The organism is Erwinia typographi, from assembly GCF_000773975.1.
Lineage (GTDB): Bacteria > Pseudomonadota > Gammaproteobacteria > Enterobacterales > Enterobacteriaceae > Erwinia > Erwinia typographi.
In genome coordinates this window covers 81,138-104,756 of record NZ_JRUQ01000006.1, presented here as the reverse complement: position 1 = coordinate 104,756, position 23,619 = coordinate 81,138, and the positions used below count along the sequence as shown (strand labels likewise).

General features: G+C 50.3%; 16 protein-coding genes. 4 read left to right on the top strand and 12 right to left on the bottom strand.

Annotation, left to right across the window (positions count from 1 at the left end):
* Window positions 1-57: 57 nt before the first annotated feature.
* The 9 genes from NG99_RS01445 to wbaP form a co-directional block, all read right to left on the bottom strand.
* Entirely contained in the window at window positions 58-2,271 is a 2,214-nt protein-coding gene (locus NG99_RS01445) for a phage tailspike protein (protein ID WP_034887639.1), read from the bottom strand.
* Between the two features lie 121 nt (window positions 2,272-2,392).
* Window positions 2,393-3,193 carry a glycosyltransferase family 2 protein gene (locus NG99_RS01440; protein ID WP_034887637.1) on the bottom strand — a complete coding sequence of 267 codons (801 nt, stop codon included), beginning with the start codon at window positions 3,191-3,193 and terminating at the stop codon, window positions 2,393-2,395.
* A gap of 13 nt (window positions 3,194-3,206) precedes the next feature.
* Entirely contained in the window at window positions 3,207-4,262 is a 1,056-nt protein-coding gene (locus NG99_RS01435) for a glycosyltransferase family 4 protein (protein WP_034887627.1), read from the bottom strand.
* Between the two features lie 121 nt (window positions 4,263-4,383).
* On the bottom strand, window positions 4,384-5,508 hold the full coding sequence (locus NG99_RS01430; RefSeq protein ID WP_034887625.1) for an EpsG family protein: 1,125 nt from the start codon (window positions 5,506-5,508) through the stop codon (window positions 4,384-4,386).
* Window positions 5,509-5,539: 31 nt separating this feature from the next.
* On the bottom strand, window positions 5,540-6,445 hold the full coding sequence (locus NG99_RS01425; protein WP_034887623.1) for a glycosyltransferase family 2 protein: 906 nt from the start codon (window positions 6,443-6,445) through the stop codon (window positions 5,540-5,542).
* A gap of 103 nt (window positions 6,446-6,548) precedes the next feature.
* Window positions 6,549-8,726: a tyrosine-protein kinase Wzc gene (gene wzc / locus NG99_RS01420; protein ID WP_034887620.1), complete on the bottom strand. Its 2,178-nt coding sequence runs from the start codon at window positions 8,724-8,726 to the stop codon at window positions 6,549-6,551.
* 12 nt (window positions 8,727-8,738) lie between these two features.
* Complete coding sequence (locus NG99_RS01415; RefSeq protein ID WP_034887617.1) at window positions 8,739-9,173, bottom strand: arsenate reductase/protein-tyrosine-phosphatase family protein; 435 nt, start codon at window positions 9,171-9,173, stop codon at window positions 8,739-8,741.
* A gap of 14 nt (window positions 9,174-9,187) precedes the next feature.
* Window positions 9,188-10,321, bottom strand: a complete 1,134-nt coding sequence (locus NG99_RS01410; RefSeq protein ID WP_034887615.1) for a polysaccharide export protein — start codon at window positions 10,319-10,321, stop codon at window positions 9,188-9,190.
* Window positions 10,322-10,613: 292 nt separating this feature from the next.
* Window positions 10,614-12,047 carry an undecaprenyl-phosphate galactose phosphotransferase WbaP gene (wbaP, locus tag NG99_RS01405; RefSeq protein ID WP_034887613.1) on the bottom strand — a complete coding sequence of 478 codons (1,434 nt, stop codon included), beginning with the start codon at window positions 12,045-12,047 and terminating at the stop codon, window positions 10,614-10,616.
* Between the two features lie 811 nt (window positions 12,048-12,858).
* Here wbaP and NG99_RS01400 point away from each other — a divergent pair.
* Window positions 12,859-14,442, top strand: coding sequence for a TerC family protein (locus NG99_RS01400; protein ID WP_034887611.1), 1,584 nt, complete (start codon window positions 12,859-12,861; stop codon window positions 14,440-14,442).
* Window positions 14,443-14,521: 79 nt separating this feature from the next.
* On the opposite strand, the gene asmA is transcribed toward NG99_RS01400, so the two are convergent.
* From asmA to udk, 3 genes are all read right to left on the bottom strand, one after another.
* Window positions 14,522-16,366, bottom strand: coding sequence for an outer membrane assembly protein AsmA (asmA, locus tag NG99_RS01395; protein ID WP_034887609.1), 1,845 nt, complete (start codon window positions 16,364-16,366; stop codon window positions 14,522-14,524).
* 59 nt (window positions 16,367-16,425) lie between these two features.
* Window positions 16,426-17,007 (bottom strand): dCTP deaminase, encoded by a 582-nt coding sequence (dcd, locus tag NG99_RS01390; RefSeq protein WP_034887606.1) that lies wholly within the window; start codon window positions 17,005-17,007, stop codon window positions 16,426-16,428.
* Window positions 17,008-17,119: 112 nt separating this feature from the next.
* Complete coding sequence (gene udk, locus NG99_RS01385) at window positions 17,120-17,761, bottom strand: uridine kinase (protein WP_034887604.1); 642 nt, start codon at window positions 17,759-17,761, stop codon at window positions 17,120-17,122.
* A gap of 323 nt (window positions 17,762-18,084) precedes the next feature.
* Between udk and NG99_RS01380 the strand changes: the two genes are divergently transcribed.
* The 3 genes from NG99_RS01380 (at window position 18,085) to yegD (ending at window position 23,597) form a co-directional block, all read left to right on the top strand.
* Window positions 18,085-18,669: a phosphatase PAP2 family protein gene (locus tag NG99_RS01380; RefSeq protein WP_052130513.1), complete on the top strand. Its 585-nt coding sequence runs from the start codon at window positions 18,085-18,087 to the stop codon at window positions 18,667-18,669.
* Window positions 18,670-18,836: 167 nt separating this feature from the next.
* Window positions 18,837-22,175: a diguanylate cyclase gene (locus NG99_RS01375; RefSeq protein WP_052130505.1), complete on the top strand. Its 3,339-nt coding sequence runs from the start codon at window positions 18,837-18,839 to the stop codon at window positions 22,173-22,175.
* A gap of 69 nt (window positions 22,176-22,244) precedes the next feature.
* Entirely contained in the window at window positions 22,245-23,597 is a 1,353-nt protein-coding gene (yegD, locus tag NG99_RS01370; RefSeq protein ID WP_034887601.1) for a molecular chaperone, read from the top strand.
* Window positions 23,598-23,619 lie beyond the last annotated feature (22 nt).

Here is a 23,619-nt window from a genome sequence, read left to right as displayed (position 1 = left end):
TATATCATTATAATTACCTGAATACGCAAGCATGGCCGATTTAAATTATATCGAAACCTATTTAGTCTTAAAATATGGCATTGCACACTGTTCGCCATTAATCACCACAGAAATAAATCCGTGTGGCTGACTCGTTTCAACTGATGAAGCTGGCAATGCCCGGGAGGCAACCAGGATATCACCCTCGTTGTTTGCGCCAAAACCGGCCAACCCGTTATGCAGTGATAACTGCCTCAATGCCGTTTTCGCATCACCAGGAGCGTTATCTTGCGGAGCAAGTACCGCATCGAAGAGTGCACAACGTCCTGACATAAAACGGTCTTGCGCGGTAGTTTTAATCAGGATCATGCCAGCATTAAGGTTCTTCGCCAGCTTAACAAAGAGAATAACATCCGTATCTGATGGCGTAGTAAATGCCACATCGACCACCGGAGAAGCTCCCTCGGCAGACCAGGACATTTCGCTGAGCTTCTGCTTCCTCTGAAAATGGATGGTTGCACGGCCATTCAGGGTGTTGCCAGCTTTAATGTCGAGATAAGGACTGCCGGCGTTTTGCTCATAGCTGGCCTTACCAAATACCTCAATTTCCCAGCTATCACCCTGTGCAGGAGAAAAAAGCTTGCCGACTTCCAGCCACTGTTCATTGTCAGACTTATTGCTGATATGAAATCGTGATCCAAGAAAATTGTATTTCATGCTGCCTTCGGTTGCGATACCAAAGGATTCAATGCGGGTCGAGCCTCGCTCAAAGCGACTTAACCAACTGCCCTCTGCACGCGAGTTATCGATTTTACTGCGTACCTGAAGATTGATTTGTCGCATATTCAGTCGCGAATTTTTTGCATCCAGCGGGTTCTTACACCCTTCCATGCTCAATGCATCAATAATCCATTGCCCATCTGAAATATCACCTGGGTTTTCAGAGTGTTCAATCCAACCGTTATGAATTAATGCCTGTGTGGTACGCGGTAAATTCAGCACTTTACCAGGATTACAAGATTGCACATTAAAATTAGAGAGTTCAATCGCAGTGTTATGATTCCACATCCCTTTTTTAGTATCCGACCATACCGCTTTAATAACATCGCCTGTACAGCGGCCTGCGTACCACTGGCTGATCTTACAATCCAGGGTATCTACAAGGCTTATAGCCACCCCACCGACATAACGGAAATTCAGACTTGAACCTCTGAAGTATTGCCCGGCCTTACAAATGTTATTGTATAAGCCCTGTTCATTTTTATTTTTGTCTACTTGCCCGTTGAAATAAATGTTACTTAATTCAACCCAGCGAGCATTAACGTTGAAAACAAAATCTGACTTACCGTCCGAGATAATATTTGTCGATGGGAAATAGCCAAAGCTCACCGGTGCACCAGAGATTCTGACGTAACGACTGTATTTCTTTGAAATATCAAATGCAGAGACAAAAAAAGTTCCCGCAGGAAATTTAATTGAGATTTTTTGATTGTTTTTTTGCGCCCACAAATACATTGCGTGCATAGCATCAGCACAATCTGTTTTACCATCATTAATTGCGCCAAAATCGAACAATGTCAGATCGTTATGGTCACTAATGACTCTTTGCCAGTGATAGTTCTTGCCAGACGAACAGGTTACCCCTTTATCGTCTGCTGCGGAGGAGAGTTTACCCATAAAGGTCCCGCCGCCTGATTCTCCGTCTTTATGCCAACTACGTAGCTTAACTTTGGCACCGTCAAACAGTGGTGGAAGTTGTTGAAGATCTTGCCAGGATTCAATCTCACCAATAAGCTGGTAACCAGCAGGTGCCGTCAGACGACGGTTAAACTCAGCAACGCCAGAACCTTTTACATCCGGCGAGTAGAATATCCGGTTTCCGTCATGGTCATAAACGGCCATCGAATACTCTGCGGCTGACCAAAGAGAACCTTTATCACTGATAAGATTTTCAATGTTTTCTTTGGTCAGCTGAATAGGTTGACTTAGAATAGCGAGCTCACCATTAGGACGTTTATAGAAAACATCGATGTGATTACCATCCTGCTTCGGGTCACTATTTTCCTTACCAATATAAAGCGTCCCTTTGAAACCTGTCCAGAATCGGTCAGGCATCATAAAGATATCCTGCGGCGAAGCGATTGAAATGTACTCTTTCGGTAAAGCTTCACTCGGCACTTTCTTAAGAGTAATATTATCTGGTTCAGCGCCGTAAGCGTTAGCTAACGTTCCCAAAGCCGTTGTAGCGACCAGGGATGAAAATGCAGTACGAATGAGTTCTCTTCGTTTCATATCAAAACTCCGTTATAACGAGAGTGAATTTAGAATCATATTAATCCCAGAGACATTGATTATTTTTATAGTGGTAGGTCCCCACCCCATGAAAGCATGATGTTTAATATGAAAATCCGTCCTACTTCCCACGGTCTCTTTCATACAAATATTTCATCAGACCTGTAGGTATAACGCGCGTAGAGGTGCGGATAAGAAAATAAATACTTCCCGTCAACAAGGGAACCTGTTTTAGCTTATTCTTAAGCTTAAACAATTGAATTTCACTTTTAATATAGGGCCAACCGCGCCGCTTACTAACCATTTCACTTCCTGCTCTGACACGCATCAACACATCAGGTAGGTTAGCCATCTGTTGCCCTTCCGCCATCATCCGCAACCATAAGTTGTAATCTTCCATAAACAAATGGTGCTGGTAGCTACCCGCAGAGATAACCGCCTGCTTACGGAACACGACGCACATATGATTGAAAGGATTTTTTAGTCTGGCAAAGTGACAGATTTCACTATATGTGACGGGCAAACTTTTCAAACGTTCTTTGCCATGCTCATCAAATTCAGTAACAGCCGCACCCAGCAATGAAACGCCAGGATTTGCATCCATAAAAGCAATCTGCTTTTCAAAGCGTTGCGGTAGGCAGATGTCATCAGTATCCATTCTGGCGACCAGATCATGCGTGCAGCGGTTCAGGCCTGCATTTAACGCATTCCCCAGCCCAACATTTTTTTCAAGTTTAACCAATGTCAGCATTAACAGAGGCTGCCATTTTTCTACAACAGCCTGCAACTCTTCGGTGACTGGACCATCGTAAACCAGGATTATTTCATCAGCTTTACGCGTCTGGGCATACAAACTGCTCAGGCACTGATCGAGGTTATCTGGCTTTTCTTTGGAATAGAGCGACATTAATACAGAAAACATAATTCTCTCTCTTTTATCCCAGGATCTGTTCCCACTGACTAATAATTCGCTCCGGGCCATACTGGCTGGCATTTTTCCAGGCATTCGCGGATAAGGACTGGCGTTTTGCAGAATCGGCGATTAAGAGGTTAACTTTCTCAACAAAGTCGGTGTTATTTTCATAAGGAATAACATATCCGTCGTCAGTGATAATTTCATCTGGACCTGTTTTACAGTTGAACGCCACAGTTGGAAGAGCAAAATCTTTCGCTTCAATCAGCACCATCGGTAAGCCTTCATAACGTGATGTCATTAACAGAAAACCAGCATTCCGGTAATACTCATCAACTTTTCTACTGGGCTCAACAATCGTCACGCTGTCCTGCAGGTTAAAATCAGAAATTTTCTTCTGTAATTCAGATTTCTCTTCCCCATTGCCGACAATGAGCAATGTCCAACCTTGCTTATCTACCTCTTTCCAGACATCAAGCATACGAGAAAAGTTTTTCTGCCGGGTAAGCCGGCCAACAGCGATTACTGTTTTAGACTTAGCCGCCATCATATCTGCAAAAATAATATCAATTTTATTATTATGAAACGGAGAGATATTTCTGACGACGTGTACGTTCTGAAGATGATGCGTATCACTCAGCAAACGTTTGTCATGATCGGTCAGTACCGCAATTTCATCGGCTAGTTTATAGCAGAATAGCTTTAACTGACGGATAGTCTTTGAAAATGATTCAATAGAAACATGGTCACAGCAGACAACTTTTGTTTTGTTGTTGAAAAACTTCAATATCAGTAAAGCCTGAACAGATAGTTTACCCATCGAAATGATCATGATGGCATCTTGTGGATTTTTCTTTAAATACTGACAGAACTGTACCAACTTCAACATTCTGACCGATGCCGAGGGATTAATAACCGTTACCCTATCACTGGTCGGATAATAAGGTTCTCCCGGTGTTAAAGAATATAAGGTTACGTCATATTTCTCTTCACATAACAGGCTCGAGAGCGTGCTCGCCACCCGATCCGTGCCACCACTGTTTGAAATGCCATCAATCAGCATGATCAATTTTTTCATTCTATTTCGCCTACTTTTTAATTTATTACCGGATAACAACTTCGCCCAATGAGTCAGCTTAATGAATGCTTCGTGCCAACTTCATAAAACCAACATATTTAATTGAGCATAAAATCCCGCACTAAAATATTTTAAAGAGCGGCGCTACGGAATACCCTAAAATAGATTGCACCGATAATATCGTATTGTAAGCCAGATAGTAAGTCGTCATTGCAGCCAGGATGCCAAACGTCAATAAAGGATTACGCAAGCGTTTTAGCAAGAAAGCCAGCAGCAGAGGTTCAGTATGCAGGAACAGGTTACCAACGCGACCACCAAATATACCAAAGTCTGAGAAGGTAATACGTACAGCAGCACCAATAGAGTAGGCAATTAACAGTATATAAACCAGCCGTTCATCTTCTTTAATCCCTTCCTTGAAATAGTACAAAGTAAAGAAGACCACAAAACCTATGTTTTTGAAATTACCCAGACTGAAGACTGGCGTATTAGTATCAAAAGCTGTCCCACTATAGTCCATTGCCCTGTCCCCTAACACTGGCACCAGACCAAAAGAGTCGAGGAAAAGCTTTTTCCCACCAATAATACCTAACGGTATGGCCACCAGGATCATGATGATACCGAGATATTTCATTTCTCTGATGAACAGGAATGGCAGGATCAGTAATAATGTCCAACCCGTCGAGTGGGATTGTGTACTGAAAATAAAGAATACTAATGACCAGAGATATTTTCGGTTAGCGGCAGTACAAAGGCTGGCAACAGCAAAAGCACTACACAAGCCGAAACGGATCTGATTCATATCTTTGTTGATAAACAAATGTGCTGAATAAAGACACAGCGAACAAAGAATCAGTGGTGAATATTTTTTATAACAGTAAGCGTTAGTTGAGACCGCAACCACACAGACAAAGAACAAAAAGTAATAACTTTGACTGGTGAAAAACGAAAGCACCCATGCGAGCAGCATGAACAATTTTTCATAACGATAAATATCGGTGATGCTGTCATAATCGCTGATGTGTAACTGCGCAGCAAAATCATGATAAAACGCAACGTATTGCCCATCATCAATACCCGAGGATGCGCCGCGCATTCCCCCAAAGAAAACCAGGATGATTGCAGCAACAAAGAAGCACCAGTTGAGAAAGTGCCTGACCTTCGTATCATTGAGCTGTTTGATGGAAAATAGCTCAAATGCACAAAATATAAGTATGATGTAACTTATTATCCAATATACTGTCATTACATATCTGCCTTTTATTATTGTTTTGAGATTATCGTCCCAAAATACGGGAGTAAACCTTCTCTTTCAGACGCCCGATAAAGTAATGACGATTAGTTCTGTCGGTCAGAAAGAAATAGCTCATAAAACTTAATGACGCACGCAGTTTTTGACCATCCATTTTATAACGAATAGGTAATTTATATGCTTTATAAGTATACGTCTCACGCTGCGTGAGGAATGGCTTCATGCTATCAAGCCAGAAGAAAGAGTATTTAACGGACTCGCCTTTATGTTTTGAGTTGTGCGTAGTCACCATATAGTAATTACTCAGTGGTTCAGCAATCATAATGAATTCAAAATGTAATTTATCAGCACGAATGCAGAAGTCATAATCCTGATGACGAATGTAGCGAGAATCAAATTTTATTTTTTCAGCATACTCGCGTTTGAGTACGATGGTACTGGTCTGAATAAAACCATACAATCCGAAAAGATACTCCGCGACGCTTTCGCCAGGGGCAACAGCTTTAACAGGCATGATTTTCAGGAAACGATCGTCTTCATAGATATTGACCTGACTATAAAGAATAAAATTTTCTTTACCCTGTTCTTCGAGCGCAGTAATTTTTTCGGCGCAAATCTGCAATTTATCCTGTCGCCAGTCATCATCAGCATCAAGGAAACTGACGTAATCTCCACTCGCCAGTTCAATGCCTTTATTACGCGCACCCGCGCCATTCAGTTTATCCTCTGATAGCACAAGCGTAATGTTTAACTGACTGTACCGCTCACCCTTAACGATAGCAGCCAGTTCATTCGCATCAGCCGACTTGTCATCAATAATTATCACTTCAAAATTCTGGTAGGTTTGCGCAGCCACACAATCGAGTGTCTTCACGATCGATTTTGATGCGTTGTATGCCGGAATTACGATTGAAAAGCGAATGTCCTTCATTTCCCAGGCACCTTTTATACCGCCGCAATGGAAGCGGATTTAACGCTGAAAATTTTAAGGGAACCTTCCATCTTCGATGAAAAGTCCCCCCGCGAACACTAAATCAACTATTTATATCTTTAGTGTACTTATAGTCATAATAATCGTAGCCATAACCGTATGAATTTGCTGCTTTTCGTACAACGGCATTGAGTATTACGCCTTTAATATCAGTACCATTCTGCGCAAAACGTTTGTAGCTGATCTCGACTTCTTTAACAGTGTTAGCTTCAAAGCGTGCGACCAGCAATGATGTGCCCACCAGCTTACCAATAATAGCCGCATCGGTAACAGCCAGAATTGGAGGCGTATCAATCAGCACCAGATCATAGTTTTGAGTAGCCCAGGCAAGAAGCTGCTCCATACGTGGATGCATCAGCAACTCGGAAGGATTCGGTGGCACCTGACCGCGTGGCACGAAGTCAAAGCCGTATTCACCCTTCTGAATCAAACCTGGCCCTATTTCTGCTTTACCCGACAGCACGCTTGACAGACCTACAGTGTTATCTGCTCCCAACAGTTCATGCGTATAGCCACGACGCATATCCCCATCGATAAACAGCACTCGTTGTCCGGCTTTCGCCACCAACGTGGCAAGGTTAGAACAGATAAACGTTTTACCAATGCCTGGACTCGCTCCGCTAATCATCAGTACGTTATTTTTTGTTTCCATCATGGCGAAGTGCAGACTGGTGCGCAAACTACGAATCGCTTCAATTGACAGGTCCGTAGGATTGCCCAATGCCAGCAGAGAGTTATTGGGATTCGCTTTGCTTTTGCCCCGTCGCGCCAATGCTTCAGTGTCTTTCTTACGTTGCCATTCTGACAGCGGCACGCTGGCATAAACGTTCATGCCCAACTCTTCCAGCTGATCCGGAGTTTCGATACCGTGATGGAACAGCGCTTTCACCAGTACTCCCCCGACGGCCAGGATGAAACCAGCCACCAGGCTTGCCAGCAGAATCAGCAGTTTTTTAGGCTGCACGGGCATACCGGCCGTTTCTGCCCGGTCAACAATGCGGACATCACCCACCGTACTTGCTTTACTGATACCCAGCTCTTGCTGACGGTTAAGCAACTGCATATAGATTTCCTGACCTGCCTGGACATCACGGGTCAGACGTAAAATCACCTGCTGGGTTTGCGGCATACCAGCTATTTTCTTGTTCAGCTTGTCCTGTTCATCTTCCAACGTTTTACGTTTTTCTAACAATGCGCGATAAGTTGGGTGATCTTTAGTAAACAGCTGTGACACTTCTGCTTCTTTAAAAGTCAGTTCATTTAACTGGCTCTGCACGCTTACCGATGAATCCAGAGCAGATTTCGCTTCCAGAGACATATCCACCGATTCGTTCTCACGGCGGAACTTATTGAGTTTGTCTTCGGCAACGTCCAGATTATTCCGCACCTGCGGTAACTGAACTTTCAGGAACTCAAGGCTCTTTTCGGCTTCTTCAGACTTGCGCTGCACATTTTGCAGCAGATAGTTATTGGCTATCTGATTAAGCACCTTGCTGATCAATATCGGGTCTTCGCCGGTATAGGTCATACCCAACACGCCGGTATCTTTACCTTTATCCGCAACAACCAGATTACCCAGCACCATCTGAATCGCCTGGAGATCGCTGAGTTTGGTAATGGTGAAACTGGTTCCCTTTTCCGCATTAGTACCGCTGACGAGAATACTCACGCCATCATGCTGCTCAAATTGTCCAACTTTTCCTTTAAATATTTCATCACCATCACGCGTGACGGTATAGGATTGTGCATCGTTAATCTCGAGGCCGATAGTACGCTTATCCCAGGTGAGGGGGATATCCAGACGAGAGACGGCGATATTTGACGGTTTATTACCCAAGATCCGGGCCAGTCCCTGACCAATAACCGGCATATAGTCCTGCTGCACAATCGTATCCAGACCCAAATCACTGACGGTTTTCCCAATAACCATGCGAGATTCAATCAGTTCGATTTCCGTATCAGACTGTGGCGTCATCCCCGGAAGCATTTCGCTAAGGTCACTTAAGACAGTATTTGGATTTCTCTGCTCGACCTGAACTAATGCGTCCGCACTGTAGATAGGAGTGGCAAATAATGCATAGAGCGTCCCGACGAGCATAAATAGTGCGGTAACAGCCATAATAACCCAACGATGGTCTATCAGCTGCCCAACAAGATGCGCAAAATCTAATCCGTTAGATTCCTCTTTCGGTAATGACGGTGCCTTACTTTTTATATTCATGAATATTCTCAACTATCGGCTTAATGCGTTGACCCATTTCTGGGCAGCGTTTTCGAGTATTCCGTACACGGCTTCAAAGGCATCGCGGCTTTTCTTGTAAGGATCCGCTATTTCCTGTTGGTTGAGCCAGTGGCCGAATAGCATGGTCTTGCCACGTACGGAAGGGTTGATGCGGTTGACCAGATCGACATGTTTCTTTTCCATCACCAGGATCAGATCGTAATCCCGGCACATGTCCGACGTCAGCTGTCGGGCGATATGGCCCGCCAGCGAAACGCCGTGAACGTCGGCCACGCTGCTTGCTGTCTCATCGGCTGCCTCTCCTGCCAAGGCACCGAGCCCGGCTGAAGCGATTTCTTTTTCTGGCAGCAACGATTTGAGCAACCGCTCCCCAGTAGGAGAGCGGCAAATGTTTCCAACACAGACCACCAGGATTGAATTAATCATAATGTTCCCCGGTATTACCAGTTATGAATAACCTGAACGTTACGCGTTGCGTCGTAGAGGCCACTGATGGTTGGTACCAGTTGAGAAATGACACGATTCCAACGCGCCAGAGGTGTAGCCGTGACGTAGACGATATCGTAAGGCTGCAGCTGGAATTCCGTACCCATCACCATCGCCGAAGCGTCTTTAGTATTCAGCTGATAAATATTCGCAATCTTCTGGCGATTAGTCCCTTTAATCTGGCGAATGACGAACACCCCGGTAGCATCGGAGGAGGTCTGGTCCATACCCTGCGAGTTGCCCAGCGCTTCCGCCAGCGTCATGCCACTGCGGTCCATTTTCATGGTGGCAGGCTGTTTCACTTCGCCCATCACAAAGATTTTGAGATCGTCATTGCGCGGAACGTAGAGAATGTCGCCTGGATAAAGCAGATGGTTTTGAGACAGGTCGCCATTTTGCATCAGTGCCTGAAGTGAGATAGGCATTTCTTTACCGTTGTGCGTCAGCACCACATTACGCCAGTCGGCGTTTGCAGTCAGACCACCAGCGGCGTTAACGGCATCAAGGATAGTCAGAGGAACGTTAGTAATCGGCTGTTGACCAGAGGTGGTCACCTCTCCGGTTACGTACGCTTTCTGCGATTTGAACGAAGCCACGCTGACGTCAACCTGCGGACTTTCGATGAACTGAGCCAGACGATTAGAAATTTCACTACGAACTTCCTGCACGGTACGGCCTGCAACCCGGACACGCCCAATGTAAGGATAGAAGATCGTGCCGTCAGAATGTACCCAGTTACCGGTATCGCTGGCGCTGCGATACTGGCCAGCTGGCGTAGTCAGTTCCGGGTGATCCCAAACGGTCACAGTCAACACGTCCCCTACCCCAATACGGTACTCATAAGTCTGTAACTCAGTCTGCAACTGCGGATTCGGCTGAGCTACCACCGGCTTAACTCGCATTTGCTCAACCAGAGCCGGCGTCATTGGAAAAACGTTAACGTACTTGTCAATATCAAAGTCGCTGTCTTGTTGCTTAATAACATCTTTTCCAAAAGTGGAAACAGTACTTCCAGGAACGATGGTGCATCCTGAGAGGAGTGTGGCCGATACCAACAGGGGTATCAATTTCGTTTTGATTGTGATCATCTGGTTCTTCGCTATCAGTAATTTGATTGATAGTGGCGAGTCCGCCGCTGTGTAGCGTCATGCAAAATTATTCAGGGGATGCCACTTTTCAAGCACTGTAACTGTCAGTCATTATCTTCAACTCCCTATCCTTTTTATGCCTTGCCGGTTTGATTAAAGCCGACGCTCAACATTCGTCAAAAAAAGTTTGTTTAGCTCGCAAGTCAATGACAGTTAACAGTCAAAAGACGCTTTTCATTTTGAAGCGAACCGACGGGCGTTCGCTCCTTTTTGACAGGACTACAGCCACCTATCAATAAGCGCCATCGCGTTTCAAAACCACCCCAACCGTTTTGAAAAGAATGGCAATATCGTTCCACAGTGACCAGTTTTTTACATACCATGAGTCAAAGTAAACACGAGTTTCGTAATCCACATCATTACGGCCGCTGACCTGCCACAGACCGGTCATACCCGGCTTAGCCATATAGTAGTAATCCACGTCACCGGCATAACGCTCCAGTTCATCTTCGATAACCGGACGCGGGCCGACCAGGCTCATCTCCCCGCGCACAACGTTCCACAGCTGCGGGAGTTCATCAAGACTTGTTTTACGAATGAAGTGCCCAACACGGGTGATACGCGGATCGTTTTTTAATTTGAAGTCTTTATCCCATTCTTCGCGGGCAGCCGGGTCGGTACGCAGAACCTCCTCCAGCACTTCTTGTGAATTAACGACCATAGAGCGGAGCTTCAGGCATTTGAACTTACGGCCGTTCCTGCCGACGCGCTCATGACCATAAATTGGGCTACCGCCATCACGGGCAACCATAAAGATCAGCGCAGCCAGCGCCGGCATCAGCATGATGATAATGCTCAGCGCGCCAACAATATCAAAAGTGCGCTTCAGGAAACGGGAGGTCCGTTTCGCCAGATTATTGCTGACTCGCAGAATCATCACCTCATGGCTGAAGATATAGGCCATATCAGTGCCATAAAGCGGAACGCCACGCAGTGAAGGTATCACGGAAACGGAGCGGCAGTTGTGTTTTGCCAGATTTTTTAACCACAAATCGCGATATTGGCTCTGCTCATATTCGACGGCGACGATAAACTGGGTATCGCCATTCACCAGGTGCCACAGCGGCGTTTCCTCACGGATAACCGGAATGCCAAATAAGGCAGGCGCTGGCGTAGTGCCATCAACATCGTAGAATGCCACAACGTCAAACCCCATCACCTCTTCACTTTGCAGCGCCAGGTAGGCTTCCTCAGCATTTTTACCGCTACCGATAATGATCGACTGCCTTTTCCACAAACCGATATGGTTAAGAATACGCTTCACTACGGCGCGACCAACGGGAATAAATATCAGCGCCAGAAGCCAGGTCATAACCCAAATCCAGCGGGACATCTCCCCTTTAGACAGAGCGGTAATCGACAGGTCGATAACGGAAAATATCAGGATGGTTCTGAAGATTTCTTTTAGTTCGAACCAGAATGGCTTGCGATAGGTATAATGGCGCTGACGCACCCAGAACCAAAAAACGCATACCACAGAAAGGATGATATGTGTCGCTATTTTTAATTGCAGCGACTGTGCTGAAATGTCACCCAGAATATTACCGGGCAATGCATTCAACAACAGCACCGCAACAAACAAAGAGGCGTTAAATAAGATAAGATCAGAAAGAGCCAGTGACAGCTTAATTAACAATCCTTTAATGGTAAACTCTATATCGCGCATAGTTAACTCTTAATTTTTTCTTCGGAAGCCTGTGATTTATTTATTTCCACCACTGAAAATGATTTCGTGTTTTTATTCACGTCATTTATTACACAGGAAACGTATTTGGGAGCCGTATAAAAAGTCATTGTAGCTGGCAATGCGGTAAGAGAATTGACATGTAAAATCAACAACAACGCGAGTAATATTTCAGCAGTTCGGTCAGGCTGTTGTCCCCGGCTAAACACGCTACCGCCCCTGGCTTGTAGCTGCCAATGTGCTGTATCGCTGCTTTACCTTGTTGTTTTTATCCTGTCCTCTCCAGGCGCAGGCTAACGTGTTTGTCTCCTTAACGTGTCGCTGTTCACAAAAATGGACATTCAGACACCATTACTACGCTAACCAGCATCATTAACGCAGACATTTACTAACACGTTGCTATACTAGTTATAACTGGCCTGTTTACAAGAGGTCGCCTTCCCGTACGCTGGCTTTTAGGATTAAGACTACCTCTCTTCGCAGCCCATAGCCTTGATGCCCTCTTTTCTCCTGATGAAATTCAGATTAATTCGATCTGGATAAGATTAATCCTTACGGATTGCCATCAGCCGTTAAGTATCACTCAATTCATCAGGGTGACCTATGCGAATAGTCTTGAAAACGTCGGTACGGATATAGACTGGATTCTTCTGAGTAATTTCATTTGTCAATTATCCCTCATGTGGCTATAAACTGACCTTCACTTCCCCACTTCTGTTCTGAATATTTGTTGTATTGCATCCGATTCACTATCATCAAAGCTCTTCTTTAAATTCTCGCAGGTGAGTACGCAATGTTCGAATGGATCGCCGATCCGTCTATCTGGGCCGGTCTTGTCACGCTGATCGTCCTGGAACTGGTCCTGGGCATTGATAACCTTGTCTTTATTGCCATTCTGGCGGAAAAACTGCCCCCCGCCCTGCGCGACCGCGCGCGCGTTACGGGTCTATTGCTGGCGCTGGTTATGCGACTGCTGCTGCTGGCCTCTATTTCGTGGCTTTCATCCCTGACAGCTCCGCTCTTCTCTGCTGGCGGTCACCCCTTCAGCGCACGCGATCTCATTATGCTGGTTGGCGGCGTCTTTCTTCTGTTCAAAGCCACAATGGAATTGAATGAGCGGCTGGAAGGCAAGGACGAAGACGAACATCCGCAAAAGCGCGGGGCTAAATTTTGGCCGGTAGTGGCTCAGATAGTGGTGCTGGATGCGGTATTTTCGCTGGACTCGGTGATTACCGCCGTCGGCATGGTAGACCATCTGCCAGTAATGATGGCGGCGGTGGTGGTGGCCATTTTCCTGATGCTGCTCGCCAGTAAGCCTTTAACGCGGTTTGTGAACGAGCACCCGACCATAGTGATTCTCTGCCTGAGCTTCCTGCTGATGATTGGCTTCAGCCTGGTTGCAGATGGCTTCGGTTATCACATTCCTAAGGGTTATCTTTATGCCGCGATTGGCTTTTCGGTACTGATTGAGGGGTTGAATCAGCTGGCGCAGTATAATCGCCGCCGCTTCCTACATGCCAAATCACCGTTGCGTAAAAGAACGGCGGAGGCGGTGTTGCGCTTACTGCGCGGCCATAGTGAGCAGGCGGAGCTTGATGCGCAAACCTCCTCTCTGGTGGCTGACAATATTGAAAGCCAGGCCATCTTCAATAAGCAGGAGCGCATGATGATTGCCCGGGTGCTGAGAATGGGCCAGCGCACCGTCAGCAGTATCATGACTTCACGCCATGATGTGGAGCAGGTTGACCTTAGCGAATCACCGGAAAAAATCATGGCCCTTCTCGATATTAATCAGCATACGCGGATCGTAGTGACCGATAACAGCGACGACCCGCTGGGCGTTGTTCACGTCATTGATTTGCTTAAGCAGTCCCTGCACGGCGACAGCCTGGACATTCGCGCACTGGTCCGCCAACCGTTGGTCTTCCCGGAGCAGTTAGCCCTGCTGCCGGCGCTAGAGCAGTTTCGCTCCGCGCGCACTCATTTTGCCTTCGTCGTTGATGAGTTTGGTTCGGTGGAGGGCGTGGTGACGCTGAGCGACGTAATGGAAACCATCGCTGGCAACCTGCCAAACGAGGGGGAAGCGATCGATCCCCGTTACGATATTCAACAAAACGCCGACGGCAGCTGGACGGCGAATGGCCACATGCCGCTGGATGATCTGGTGATGTATCTGGAACTGCCGCTGAATGAAAAGCGGGACTACCACACGCTGGCCGGGCTGCTGATGGAACACACGCAGCGCGTGCCGCAGGAAGGGGAAGAGATTCAGATTGGCGATTTTCTGTTCCGCGTCCTGCAGGTAGAAAGCCACCGGGTGCAGAAGGTGCAGATCGCGCCGATGGCGATAGCGGAAGAACCTGATTACGAGGTATAGTTTTTTACTGCAGTAACCAAACGTTCGCGTCCAAAAAAAGGGCTGATTTTCATCAGCCCTTTTAATTTATCACCCGGTTCTACATATCCTTAAGCAGCTTTTGCACCGAGTTATGCTTGTCGCTGTCCTGATTGCGATCTGACCATTGCTGTAATCGTTTCTTCGCCTCGTCCTGTAGCTGCTGACGCAGAACCTGGTCGACCTGCAGCGAGTAGTTCAGCCCAAGCCAGGGACCGTAAATGCGCAGCGGCACCGGCGTCTGCTGCAAACGCCTGACCAGCTCATCGTCGCCGCTCCAGCCGTTGGTTACCTTAATGCCAAAGGTCAAATCGGCCTGCTGGCTGACAAGATTTACCTGCCCTTTGCCGCTGTAGTCCATCATCGGAGAGTGCCCGTTCAGCCCCGGGAAGGTCAGCACGCCGTTATCCAGCGTCGCCTCACCTTTAATCTGCTGCAAATTGCTGCTGCTGGCGGTTTCTGCCGGTCCGCGAACCCGGTTGCTGTTACGCTCAACGGCCCGTTGGATCATCCGCGGGAAATTCAGCCCGGCCAACTGGGCGTTGTCCAGACTCACCGCTGCCGTGCCTTTCCAGCGCTGCCTGAAGGAAGGAACGGTCAGGCCATAACCGCTGAATGCCCCGGACAGAGAGAGCTCGCCACTCAACGATGCAGGCAGATCAAAGGCATTAAGTAACGGCGCCACGGCAATGTTTTTTAGCTCAGGCTGGAGGTTTACCTTTGTCTCGGCGGTACGGACATCAATGCTGCCGGGTAAAGAGAACTCTCCTCCTCCGGCTTTACCGTTCAGCGTCGCCAGAGTCAGCAGGCCATCCTGACTGGAGGCGTTCATCCTTACCTGGTCGAAATGCATTCCCCGCCAGCGCATCTTATCTATGGTCAGCGCAATATTGCCGTCCATCGCATTGAGCGGTGAATCAGCATTATCATGCTCAGCGGGCTGAGAGATCACCGGACCACGGCCCTGCCGCTGCGCCTGAACGGTCTGCCCCCCGTTGTCGCTGTCAGGCTCAAGGCCCAGCAGCGAGTCCATATTCAGCTCGGGTGAATGCAGGTCCACCTTCAGCTGCGGGCGGGCGCTGAGCCGTCCACTGGCGCTGCCGCTCAGTTGGCTGTCATTGGCAGTCAGGGAGAGATTTTTAAGGTTGAAGGCCTGAGCGCCTGCGTTCCAGTCGGCCTGCATTTTCATCTGCCCTTTCAGCCCTTCGTTCGGCAGATCCGCGCCGGTGAGCTGATAGTCGAGCTGATTGATCGTCGCAGAGAGATGCTGCGGATAGCGGCTGACGTCCACATCGCTGTTAAGATTGAGCAGCAGTTCACGCTGGTCGCGGCTGATACGGCTACTCAGCTCGATATGGGCCTGGCGTTTGCGGTCCTGCGAAAGCTGAAGATTAAGATCGCGAAGATTTAGCTGTTCGCCGTTGCCCTGTTGCCAAATCAGCAGGCTGTCAGCAACGCGCAGCTCAGCAATATCGAACGTCCATCCCTTAGTCACCTCATCGACCGGAACAGAATCATCAGGGACAACGGGGGCATTGGCAGGCCGCTGCGCTGCGCTGTCCGGGGTCAGATTAACGATCGCCCCTTTCAGCATCACTTTTTTGACCGCAAGCTGATGCGAAATTAAAGGAAGAAGGCTGACGTCAAGACGCATATTGCTGGCGCTGACCACCGGCTGCTTAGCCCCTGGTGCGGTCAGCGTCATCTGGCCGGAGAGGATGCTCAGCTGCGGCCATACGTGCCAGCGCAAATTGCCGCTTAACGCCAGGCGGTAGCCGCTGCGCTGCTCAACCTGCTGAGCCATATAACCGCGAAAATCGTTGGGATTAACCAATAAGACCAGTGCTGTCATTCCGGCCACAATTACCACCAGCAAAATAGCCAGCGTGGTAATAAATCGTCTCATGCCTTCCCCTTATTCCCGACAGGTATGCTCGCAGGCAATACGCTGACGGCCTGATGATCCTAATCTTTGTCTATCCGGCTGGCATCCGCGCCCTGCTGCCCTTTATATTTTGCATCGCTACGGCGGTTGTACGGCCGCGCGGCGGGCCCGGAAAGCGGCTCGAAGCTTAGCGCGCCGATCAGCATCCCAGGGCGTAATGCCAGAGGTAGCTTACCTGAATTATAGAACTCGAGCACAATCCGGCCCTGCCAGCCTGGATCGATGCGGTGTGCGGTGACGTGAACCATCAGCCCCAGACGCGCCAGCGAAGATCGCCCGTCCAGCCAGCCGACCAGATTGTCCGGCAGCGTCACGGATTCAAACGTCACCGCCAGCGCCAGTTCGCCAGGGTGCAGGAAAAACGCCTCGCCTTCCGGCAGCACTATCTCATCGCTCATAACGCGATCGAGTGCCGCGCTCACTTCATCCTTCGGCCCGCTAAGATCGATAAACGCCGCCGTGTGGCCGCGGAAGGTTCTGAACTGATTGCCCAGCCGCACATCGACCGTCGCGCCATTAATGCGCTCGATAGGGGGGCGTGGAATAATCTCAAGCTGGCCGTTGTCCAGCCAGCTTTCAATGTCGCGGTCGCATAATCTCATGGTTAAAACTCCCTCGGAATAAGGTGGTGCCTGAACGGCTTGGGGAAACGCTACGTCCTTGTGCTCCCCGCGCAGCCTCTCTGCCCGGCTATCAATAACCGGGTCCCGGCGGCTACTCGAAGAATTGGTTGATCTTGGCCTTCAGAATATCGATAGCGATACGGTTTTTCCCACCGCGAGGCACGATAATGTCGGCATACTGCTTGGAAGGCTCAATGAACTGCAGGAACATTGGGCGAACGGTTTTCTGATACTGCGCCATTACGGAATCCATAGAGCGCCCGCGCTCGTTGACATCACGCTTCATGCGGCGCATCAGGCAGATATCCAGCGGCGTGTCGACGAAGATGGAGAAATTCATTTCCTGACGCAGGCGAGCGTCGGTTAGTAGCAGAATGCCTTCAAGAATAATCACTTTCTTCGGCTTAAGCTGAACAGTTTGCGCAGTACGGGTATGCTCAACGTAGCTGTATACCGGGAGTTCGATAGCCTCGCCCGCCTTCAACTTCTGCAAGTGTTGTAGCAGCAGGTTATGATCCATCGCGCTGGGGTGATCGTAGTTGGTTTTAACCCGCTCATCCATAGTCAGGTGGCTCTGGTCTTTATAATACGCATCTTCGGGGATGACGCCGATATTTTCATCGCCAACCCGCTCGCGCACTTCGCGATAGAGCGTACTGGCAATAAGACTTTTTCCCGAGGCGGATGCGCCGGCAATACCTACGATGACGCACTGGTGCGACTTGTCAGTCATAAATTGAAGACCTGATTACTGGTGTCAAAGACAAAGGAGAGGACGATTTCGCGCGTAATTATAAGGATTTCGGGAGGTTGATGCCAGAGAAAAGCGCGGTTTTGCTTTTCAGACTATCCCGTTAGGCGCGCATGGCATTGGTCGTTAAACTGATGGTAATGAGATCACTCTCACATTTTTAGCCAGGCGGCAGAGGCTTAGCGGGCAACAGCTCTGCAAGCCATGTAAAGCCGCTGATTAACTTAACTGGCCTTTTAACACAGCAAGAAGGAAATCAGGTGCACGGGCACATTTTGCATATATTGACCTATTTTGGCGACAGCATGCTGTTAATCCCCACCGCGGTGATTATGGCAGTCCTGATCACCTGGAAAAACAGCGACCATCGTGCCGTCTGGTACTGGGCACTGGCTTTCTGTGCCGCTGGCACCATCGTCAGCCTGTCTAAAATTGCCTTTATGGGGTTCGGCATCGGCAGCGCTCGCTTTAATTTCACCGGTTTTAGCGGCCACAGCGCCATGTCCGCCACCCTGTGGCCGGTGATGTTCTGGCTGCTTAGCGGTCGCCTCAGCCCTGGCTGGCGAGCTGTGACCGTAGCCGTTGGCTACCTTATTCCGTTGATGGTCGGCGTATCTCGCCTGGTCCTGAATTACCACTCAACCAGTGAAGTGATCAGCGGACTGATTCTGGGATTCACCCTCAGCAGTGTGTTTCTCGTCAGCCAGCGTCGTTCAACGCTCCAGGGCTTTTCAACCGGCCAGGTCGGCATAGCGCTGCTGCTCCCCCTGGTGCTACTGAGCCACGGGCGCAACGCTACTACCCAGCAGTACCTCCAGCATCTTTCGATGCAAATCGCCGGTATCGATCATGCCTGGACCCGCGCCGATCTGTTGAAACTGCGCCAGTAACCGTGCAGGGATCAACAAAAGGGCGAATTTCTGTCGTTCAATCGGCCGAATACAGCCCTGTTTTGAATTACCACAAGCATTCATAATCGGTTATGTTAGCATCGCTCAAGTAACGTAGATTGCGCCTCCGGTTCAGTAGGGACTCCGGCGCCGTGCTGGACTGATGAATGACGACTGACACCCTGTTATCCGTGAAACGCACAGCCCTTCGCTGGCCCCAGGCGCTACTACTGGGCGGGTTGAGTTTTGTCTTAACCTTCTTCTGCCTGGAGCTGGTTAAGGTCAGTGGGCAAATCTCACCGTTATGGTTCTCTACGGCGCTGATGACCATTCTCATCTTCCGGTTATCCCTTTCCTCACTGCCGCGGGTTCTGCTGAGCTGTTTTCTTGGGATAGTGCTGGCCAACGCACTGGTCATCGGTCCGATGCTGGCGAACGTCAAATTTCCGCTCATTAATCTGCTCCAGGCCATCATTGGCGGATCGCTACTGCGGGTCATGCTGGATCGCCACTCGCCGCTCGACTCACTGCTCAGCTGGAGCAAAATGATGGTGACGGTCGGCGTGTTTTCCCCGCTGATTGGCGGCCTGCTGGCAACCTGGGCACAGGGAACAGGCGACCATGCCAGCTTCCGCTTTTTCTCCACCTGGGTGATTTCCGAAGCGATCGGTATGCTGGCGATCGGACCCGTTTGTCTGCTGTGGAAGAATGACTATTTTCATAAAGCCCGACATCAGAACGCGCTGTTTGAAACGCTGGTGACGCTGGTCGTCACCCTGGCGCTAAGCTACATCTCATTGCGCTATCTGCCCTGGCCCTTCACCTTCGTAATTGTGGTGCTGTTTTATAGCGCCGTGCGCCTGCCCCGCTTCGAGGCTTTTGTCGTGTTTTTCGCCACGCTGACCATGATGACGCTGATGCTGGCGCTGGGTGTGCTTGATATTCATAGCAGCAAGTGGCCGGCATCCAACTCTGCCTGGCTGCCTTTTTTAATGGCCCTGCTCCCCAATCATATGATGGTGCTGGTGATGCACTCTTTTCGCGAAGAGAAAAAGCACATTTCCGAAAGCGAGACGCGCTTCCGCCACGCGATGGAATTCTCCTCTATTGGCATGGCGCTGGTTTCCCCCGAAAGGAAATTGCTCCAGGCCAATAAATCCCTCTGTACTCTGCTGGGCTATCAGGAAAAAGAGCTGAAGAAAATCGATTTCCAGCAGCTCACGCATCCAGACGATCTGCATTCAGATGTAGAGTTCGTCAACGCGCTGTTAGCGGGCGAGATTGAAACGTACAGCATGGAAAAGCGCTATTTCCGCAAGGACGGACAGATTGTCTGGACGCTGCTGGCCGTTTCGCTGGTGCGCGACAGCGAGCAGCTGCCGCTCTACTTTATCTCCCAGATTGAAGACATTACCGAGCTGAAAAAAACCGAAGAGGTCAATAAACGCCTGATGCAGCGCATCACCCTGGCGAACGAGGCGGGCGGCATTGGCGTCTGGGAGTGGAGCCTGACTACCGGAAAAATGAGCTGGGACAAGCGGATGTTCCAGATCTACGGTCTGCCGGAAAGCGGTAAGGCGACCTATCTGACCTGGGCGAACAGCCTGCTGGCGGCAGACCGGCAGGCGGCGATTGACGCGTTTGATCATGCGGTAAAAACCTCTTCTCCGATTGATATCGAGTTTCGCATTGATACCGACCTGGGCATTCGCCACATCCGCAGCCAGGCCAACATGGTGCTGGATAAAAACGGCGACGTCGAGCGCATGTTGGGCATCAATCAGGACGTGACGCCCGTTCGCGCGCTGACGGATGCGCTCTATCAGGAAAAGGAGCGGATGCACATCACGCTTGACGCTATCGGCGAAGCGGTGATCAGTACCGATGAAGAGATGCGCGTGACCTTTATGAACCCGGTGGCGGAAAGCATGACCGGCTGGTCGCAGGAAAACGCCGGAGGCCAGCCGCTGAACACGATTCTGCGCATCACTCACGGTAGAAATGGGCCGAAGCTGGAAAGCCTGCTGGTCTGTGAAATCCCTGAGACCAGGTCCAGGCCAGAGCTGGAGCAGGATCTGGTGCTGCATAACAGCGCGGGCAGCCAGTACGATATCCATTACAGCATCACGCCGCTGAAGACGCTGAAGGGTGACCATATTGGCAGCGTGATCGTGATTCAGGACGTCAGCGAATCGCGGGAAATGATGCGGCGCCTGAGCTACAGCGCCTCGCACGATATGCTGACCAGCCTGCCAAACCGCGTCAGCTTTGAGCAGAAGCTCAAAACGCTGCTGCTTTCGGCGGTCGAGCAGCAGAAAGAACATGCGCTGGTCTTTGTCGATCTGGATCGCTTTAAGGCGGTTAACGACACCGCAGGCCATGCGGCTGGCGATGCCCTGCTGAGGGAAATTTCCGGGCTGATGCAGCACCACCTGCGCAGCAGCGATTTCCTCGCCCGGCTGGGTGGCGATGAGTTTGGCATCCTGCTGCACGACTGCCCGCCGGACAACGCGCGCGACGTTATTGGTCGTCTCGTGGCGGCCGTCAATGACTATCGCTTCCTTTGGGAGGGGCGGATGCATCGCGTCGGCGCCAGCGCCGGGATCACTCAGCTGACCAGGGAGAATGCCAGCCTCAGCGACGTGATGGCGCAGGCCGATCTGGCCTGCTATAACGCCAAGCACAGCGGTCGCGGTCAGCTTGCGGTCTATGATGCCCAGCTGTTGCGCACGCTAAAACCCACGCTCACCCGTCGGGATAATGAGCAGATTATTACCCAGCAGCCAATGCGACTGCTGGTTTCCGCCGTCAGCCCTCCGCGCAAGCCGCAGTCGGTCAGCTTTTATCTGACGGAAATGCAGCTATTCACTCCGGAAGGTCAGGAAATTGATGAGCGTACCTTCCGCGCAGGGCTGATAGATGAAGACCTGATTGTCGCGCTGGACCGTAAGCTGATTGCCGAATTCTTCCAGAACTACGCCCAGGGGGTGCTCAGCAAAGCGTTGACGCTCGCCCTGCCCCTGTCCACTCAAGGATTGCGTAACGATACGTTCATTAGCGAGATGCTGGCGCAAATAACGCGCTTTGCCATGCCTGGCGATCTTCTGCACTTTTTACTTCATGCCGACGCGCTGATCGATGCGGATGAGCAGATTCGCCGCAATGTGGAACGCCTGCGCGAGCGCGGCTGCAAAATTGTGCTCTGTGATTTTGGCCGCAATCTGGACGCTATGTATCATCTGCCGGGCGATATCATTGACTACCTGATCCTCAGCCAGGAACTGATTGCTAACGTGCACTGTAACCTGATGGATGAAATGATGGTCTCCATCCTTCATGGACACGCGCAGCGCATGGCTATTGCCACCATTGCCGGTCCGGTTGAGCAGGCGGTAACCTTGAGCACCCTGTCGAACATTGGCGTGGATGGCGTCTGGGGCGGCGCAATTTCTCCCCGTGAGCCGCTGAGCGAGCTTCTGATCAACAGCTACTTTACGATTAAATAGTCTCGGGTCCTTGCTCTCCACCCAGGCCTGGGCTAAAGTCGCCCCCTTTTTTCCAGCTGAGGGGGATAAATGTTTATAGGGTTTGATTACGGGACAGCCAACTGTTCGGTCGCCGTGATGAATGAAGGCGCGCCGACACTGCTGCCACTGGAGCAAGGCTCCACCTTATTACCCTCGATGCTTAGCGCGCCCACCCGTGATGCGGTCAGCGAGTGGCTGTTCCGCCATCATCAGATCCCGACGCCTGAGGCTGAAAATCAGGCCGTCCTGCGCCGCGCGCTGGCGTTCAATCGCGAAGAAGATATTGAAGTGACGGCGGCCAGCGTCCAGTTTGGTCTGGCTTCCCTTGCGCAGTATATGGCCGATCCTGAAGACGTCTGGTTTGTGAAATCGCCTAAATCCTTTCTTGGCGCCAGCGGCCTGAAACCGCAGCAGGTGGCCTTTTTCGAGGATTTGGTCTGCGCGATGATGCTGCATATCCGCCTGAAGACGGAGCGCCATCTGAATGACAGCGTGACCCAGGCGGTGATCGGGCGTCCGATCAACTTCCAGGGACTTGGCGGCGAAGAAGCAAACCGGCAGGCACAGGGGATTCTTGCCCGCGCGGCCAGCCGGGCCGGTTTTAAGGACGTGGCGTTTCAGTTTGAGCCGGTGGCTGCCGGGTTGGATTTTGAAGCGACCCTGACGACGGAAACGCGCGTGCTGGTCGTGGATATTGGCGGCGGAACCACCGACTGTTCAATGCTGCTGATGGGGCCAAAGTGGCACGATAAAGCCGATCGCAACGACAGCCTGTTAGGCCACAGCGGCTGCCGCGTGGGCGGCAACGATCTCGACATTATGCTGGCCTTTAAGGAGCTGATGCCGCTGCTGGGATTGGGAGGGGCAACGGAGAAAGGGATCGCCCTGCCCGCGCTGCCGTGGTGGAATGCCGTCGCCATCAACGATGTCCCGGCGCAGAGCGATTTTTATGCCGCCGCCAGCAGAAAATTGCTGCTGGAGCTGATCCGTGATGCGCAGGAGCCGGAAAAGGTGAAACGCCTGCTGAAGGTGTGGCAACAGCGTCTGGGCTACCGTCTGGTACGAGCGGCAGAAGAGAGCAAAATCGCGCTCTCTGAACAGGCTACCGTCACTACCGCTCTGCATTTTATTGAACAGGCGCTGGATACCGATATCAACGTGGCAGGGTTAGAGGCGGCGATTGCTCAGCCGTTAGAACGGATTCAGCAGCAGGTTAGCCTGGCGCTGGATGCCAGCGGCACCCGCCCGGAAGTGATCTATCTGACCGGCGGCAGCGCGCGTTCACCGATTCTGCGCCAGGCGTTGCAGCAGCAGTTGCCTGATATCCCTCTCGCCAGCGGTGATGATTTTGGCTCCGTTACCGCTGGGCTGGCGCGCTGGGCGCAGGTCCTGTTCCGCTAACGGCAAACCGGCAGCCTGCCAG